Raw genomic sequence first — 5,202 nt, forward strand, 5'->3', positions numbered from 1 at the left:
GGATGTTTGAATGGTTTCTCCGACACACTACCTTTGATTTTGACACTCTTCAAATGTACGGATCTTTTTCAGAAATCAAATACTAGTCCTATAGCAACTTGAGATAAGCTAATGTTGTCCTTAATAATGTCTATCTCTCCAGTCGAGAGTACTTTATCTTTCATTTGTTGAAGCTCATGTAGGACAGTGTTAGCATCGGCAGCACCAAATTTGAAGTACTCAGTTAAACTACCAATGCGATAATTGTAATTATGATAGCGGTGTTTAAAATATAGTTCGACATTACCCCTGTGTGCCCAAGTTCCAAGTATTTGAATCTCAACAGTTTGATAAGGGATAAGTAAATCTGCTTCTATTTCTGCCAATCGCTGTTGGATAGGTCTAGTAGTAACTCCTATCTTGTACAAAGTGCCAATGTGTGTTTGAATCTCTAAAAAATACAGAGAACAAGATAAAATTCGTTGAAATTGAGCGCGATAAAGTGTTAAGTCAGTTAATCGATATAACTTATCTGGTGCATTTTTGTATAAGGCGTATTTGGCTGCTAGCTCTAGTTTCAATAGCTTTTTGAGCAACAGAGGTTCTTGCACTTCATTGAATAAACTGAATTCTAGGGCCCCAATAGGAATTTTTCCTAAGTTAGTAAATTCATAAGCCGGAGGGATTAGATACACGTTTTTGCAGAACATAAAGGCTTTGAGTAGCCCCGGAGTAATTAAGCCAGGGCTGATAGGATAATTGATTGAGCCGTATCCTTTCCATAGCAATTTTAACTGTGCTAAATCTTTACGCGATAGGTAAATATTAAAATTATCATACAGTGGTAAAATTGGGAAATCACAATTAGCTACAGGCAAGCAGGTGGCTGACGAATGGGCAAAGTGATGTTGCTTGACTTTACCTTTTTTAGCAGTTAGTCCACCGTAACAATAAGAGCATTTAAGCTCGGTTTTACCACTACCAACATCTTCAACACAGACTAATTGTCCATCTGGAGCTACACCAAATTTGAGCCACATTGTACACTTACTCATTAACAGAAAAATCGATCGGGGCTGATAGGAGAAAGTTCAAGCAAGCTTTAAATAATTTGCAGATATACAAAAATTGGCTCCAACTAGTGCTAGTGTACTATAGGATTTCTAATTTAGGATTTAATTTGCTCGTGGCATAGTACGTAAAAAATGAGACTGCTTGTGGTGGAGCTACCCTTGGGACAAGAATCTGTCGCTAGAACCAGGAAAATAGTTCACGTAGATATGGATGCTTTTTACGCATCGGTAGAGCAGAGGGACAACCCTAGCTACCGAGGTAAACCGTTAGTCGTCGGTGGCAGCCCGAATCAACGAGGCGTAGTTGCAGCAGCCAGTTATGAAGCCAGAAAATTCGGTATTTACTCTGCGATGCCGTCAGTAACAGCTTTTGCAAAATGCCCTGGGCTTATCTTTGTCAGACCAAGATTCGACGTTTACCGAGAGATTTCCACTTCAATCCACGCTATCTTTAAACGCTACAGTGATTTAGTGGAAGGAGTTGCACTAGATGAAGCATATTTGGACGTTACTGAGAATAAGCAAAACATCCCCTACGCTTCTACTATCGCAAGATACATCAAAACTGCGATTTTCCAGGAAACTCAGTTGACGGCAACCGCAGGCGTGTCGATTAACAAGTTCCTAGCAAAAATGGCATCAGGCCAAAATAAGCCCAACGGACTAACCGTGATTTTACCAGAGCAAGCGATCGCCTTTGTAGAACAACTGCCAATTGAGAAGTTCCACGGCATTGGAGAAGTTACGGCGGCTAAAATGCATTCACTGGGGATTCATACTGGCGCAGATTTGAAAATGCGATCGCTGACTGACCTAACACACCACTTTGGTAAAGCAGGTCATTATTACTACAAGATTGCCAGAGCAGAAGATGACCGCCCAGTTGAAGCAAATCGAGTTCGCAAATCGATTGGTGCAGAAACCTCGTTTGCACAGGATTTAAGCGATGTCGGTCAGATGTTGCAGGAACTTGAACAGATTGCCCAAATCGTCGAGCAACGGTTAGAGCAGCACGAAACACGGGGCCGCACATTAACATTGAAAGTCAAGTTTTTTGACTATCATCAGATAACCCGCAGTAAGACAATGCTTGCTCCCATCGGTGAACTATCTACGATTTTTGAGATAGCCAAAGCGCTGTTTGAGTCGATTTCACTGGAAAACCGCAGTATTAGGTTGCTGGGGATTTCCTTGTCCAATTTGGATAACGCCAAACAAACCCAAGTAATTCAATTGCCACTATTTCAAAATGCAGGCATTGTATTTTAGCGTAGGCTAGCAAGAACCGCAGGCATCGCGCTGTTTAAATACTGACTCACCCACGACAAAAATCATCAACCCTCAACTCGCGCCACACATCAGACGGTTGCCACCCGGAGTTACCCACAGAGCGGAGGGGGCGATAGTGTTCAGAAATGTATTCGGATTCAGAAACGTAGTCTTCAATATACACAGGTGGATTTGGTTCAATTACTGGTTCAGGAATATTTTGGCTCTCAGGAATCTCAATGGGTTCAGTCGGTGGTGGGGTTACTTCTGTTTTCTTGCGAACTGGGTTAGGGTTTTTTTTGATGAGTCGTTTCATATCTATAGGAATCATTCGGCTTTCCACAAAGAACGGATATCCCAGAATACAGGAAGTTATTAGCGAATCAGAGACATTTTGCCGAAAGTTTGTCTCTTCTGGGATGATTGCTGTAGGTAAGATTTGCAGTACTTACACAGAGGTATAAATAGTTATCAAAGTATAAGCTGAATTTGGAAAAGATGATTATAGTAAATTTATATACTCTATTGATGTGAATAGCTCAGTAGAGTATTTTTGTGAAAGTGCGCCTAACGTAAGCGATCGCCCAATTTAAATTCTGATTTTTTGTTTCTACCCCGATTTACCGAGCGGATACAATTAATTCTTCATCCAGAACTTCGCTCCACTCCTCATCCCAGGTTTGTTCGTTGTAGACCTTGGTGGCTTGAGCAATTTTCAGGCGATGAGCAACCGAAACACAATGTCTAGGTTGCCAAGCGATGTTCGGGTATTTACCTTGCAGATATCTCACAGCATCTTGACAATCATTAATTACTGGAATGTCTAAGTTTAGATACCTTCGCAACCCAATGCCTAAACGAATTGCCTCAATCTCATGGTTGTGAAAATAGTATTCTTCATCTTCAGGAGTGGAAATTAGTAGAACTCTGGCCCAAGAATGAATATTATAGACAGCTTTAGCTATAACTACATTGATATGTTGAGGCTTGTAGTTATCCAAAAAGTTATCTACAGCAGCTTCATCTTCTAAATCGATATCTACACCCTGTGCCAATAGTAAATCAGAGATATCATCAAACCCTTCAATGAAAGATTCGTGCCAATCTTGAATGGTTTGGTTGCTAAAAAATTTAGCAGCATCATCAAATGATATTTTTTCCCAGCCTGCATCTGTAGTTATTTGCTGGCCAGTTTTAGGGATAAACAGATTCTCGTGCGCCAACCACGGTGGGACATTCTTTTGCTTTTTCTTGTGTTTAGCCATTTAAGAAGAAATGCAAATATATAAGAAGTAGATGAAAAACCCCAACGTTCTCGTGAGGCTGGGGATACATTAGAAAACTCTTCCCTTATCATGACACAACTCAATACTGTCTCAACCACCTACAGTCTGGAGGTGGTAGCATGAACCAACCAACCTCCAAGCGCAAAAGACTCACCCCCACAACTCCCGATAAACCAAAGCCAGCCCTCAAACCAGCACAAGAGCCGGAAAATCCAAACGCAGTCACGGTTGATCCCGGATTTCTCACCACACCTCGAATGGAGGAGTAATGAGTAGTGAGTAAGGAGTAATGAGTAAAATTCTTAACTTATTACTTATTACTTATTACTCATTACTTATTACTTATACGCAAAGCAGCTTGTGAGAAATGCGGGCATTAGCACGTAGCAAGTAATCAGTAATATATAGTGCTTCTCAGTTGGGTGCAATATTGTAAAGTCGTGATTGGGAGTAGGAGATATTTCGACAATTTGCTCGATTTGTCACTTATCGAAAATTAAGCAAAAGAGGCAAATTATCCAATTCTAATAAAAAATTGACAAGTTCATCAAAGGATTATTCATTGCAATCGTAGCTTACATTCTGTAAAATTTAAAGATTAAGAGATACTTTTGTTAAACTTTTAGTTTCAGAATATTCAAATTATCTAGTTTATAAAAAACTTATAGTATTCACATGAATTCAGAGGTTTATGGCAAAATATTAAAATTTATAAAATTGGATATTAGGCTTTTATAAAAATCAATGATTTTTACAAAAAGAGATTTAAAAAAGTAACTTATTCATTTCTAATACTGACCAAAACTTTACTATTAATAGAGGGGTAATATTGAATTTACTTCTGGTTTATATTGGGATAACCGTTTATTTAGTATTTGCTTGGTGTTTGTTGAAGCAATGGTTATTTTTCTTGATAAATGATAAAGAGATGAGCCGAAAGCAGTACTTTTTATCTGGAATACTTTTGGTATTAATAACTATTTTCTGGCCCATAGTAGTACCATTCGCTTATATAGAATTACTAAAATTTCATCGCAAATACAACAAAGAGATTGATTTATTGAGAGATTAACAAAGTATTTCAAGGTATAAATTGCTCATCTAGTTGCCAAAGTATTTGCAATAGGTAATTTAGGGCTTTTGATGTTAGCAACTTTTTCTCAAATCATAATTTTCAACTATTATCAAAATGAAAACTAAACTAAAGATATCACTGCTTGTATGGAATTTGTCTACTAATGATGGTTTCATTCGAGCATCTTTATTGTTTTGAACAAGGTTAGTCATACAATTGCAGCTTTCAAAATACTTTGTGCTGACATGAATAATTGACTTGCAAAACTGGGAGGGACAGAATAGCCGATAATTGACCCAGCCGTAGCAGTCTCCCTGGGAAACTCGTACCAGTCAGGAAAACCCTGTAACCTCGCTACACCTTCAATAGACAAGGATTTGACTGTACCATCCGGCAACCAGATATCAGCGAACTTACTACGGTTGCAGCCTTTGTGATCGGTGAAATGGGATCGCAATATCGTGTTACAGGGTAGATGTCCAGGTTTATATTTGGACTGTGTACGTCCACCAACTCTTTC

Annotated in this window: 6 protein-coding genes; 2 read left to right on the plus strand and 4 right to left on the minus strand. The window is 39.0% G+C overall.

The features are described 5' to 3' along the window. Positions 1-68: 68 nt before the first annotated feature. Positions 69-1,019: a GIY-YIG nuclease family protein gene (locus V7L01_RS35235; protein WP_335043011.1), complete on the minus strand. Its 951-nt coding sequence runs from the start codon at positions 1,017-1,019 to the stop codon at positions 69-71. A gap of 177 nt (positions 1,020-1,196) precedes the next feature. On the opposite strand from V7L01_RS35235, the gene dinB reads away from it, so the two are divergent. After that, positions 1,197-2,321: a DNA polymerase IV gene (gene dinB / locus V7L01_RS35240; protein WP_335043012.1), complete on the plus strand. Its 1,125-nt coding sequence runs from the start codon at positions 1,197-1,199 to the stop codon at positions 2,319-2,321. A gap of 46 nt (positions 2,322-2,367) precedes the next feature. On the opposite strand, the gene V7L01_RS35245 is transcribed toward dinB, so the two are convergent. After that, complete coding sequence (locus V7L01_RS35245; RefSeq protein WP_335043013.1) at positions 2,368-2,652, minus strand: hypothetical protein; 285 nt, start codon at positions 2,650-2,652, stop codon at positions 2,368-2,370. Between the two features lie 289 nt (positions 2,653-2,941). Then, entirely contained in the window at positions 2,942-3,586 is a 645-nt protein-coding gene (locus tag V7L01_RS35250) for a hypothetical protein (protein WP_335043014.1), read from the minus strand. A 140-nt stretch (positions 3,587-3,726) separates the two neighbouring features. Here V7L01_RS35250 and V7L01_RS35255 point away from each other — a divergent pair, with 140 nt between their 5' ends. After that, the gene (locus V7L01_RS35255) at positions 3,727-3,876 is read left to right on the plus strand and encodes a hypothetical protein (protein ID WP_335043015.1); all 150 of its coding nucleotides are present in this window, start codon (positions 3,727-3,729) and stop codon (positions 3,874-3,876) included. Between the two features lie 1,014 nt (positions 3,877-4,890). On the opposite strand, the gene V7L01_RS35260 is transcribed toward V7L01_RS35255, so the two are convergent. Next, a partial coding sequence (locus V7L01_RS35260; RefSeq protein ID WP_335043016.1) for a DNA cytosine methyltransferase occupies positions 4,891-5,202 on the minus strand: 312 nt, incomplete at its 5' end.

The sequence above is a fragment of the Nostoc sp. genome, from assembly GCF_036917095.1.
Lineage (GTDB): Bacteria > Cyanobacteriota > Cyanobacteriia > Cyanobacteriales > Nostocaceae > Nostoc.

What these genes read in the sequence shown, in the direction of transcription:
- V7L01_RS35255 (WP_335043015.1), top strand. Translation starts at nt 3,727, where the DNA reads ATGAACCAACCAACCTCCAAGCGCAAAAGACTCACCCCCACAACTCCC.
- V7L01_RS35245 (WP_335043013.1), bottom strand. Translation starts at nt 2,652, where the DNA reads ATGATTCCTATAGATATGAAACGACTCATCAAAAAAAACCCTAACCCA.
- V7L01_RS35235 (WP_335043011.1), bottom strand. Translation starts at nt 1,019, where the DNA reads ATGTGGCTCAAATTTGGTGTAGCTCCAGATGGACAATTAGTCTGTGTT.
- V7L01_RS35250 (WP_335043014.1), bottom strand. Translation starts at nt 3,586, where the DNA reads ATGGCTAAACACAAGAAAAAGCAAAAGAATGTCCCACCGTGGTTGGCG.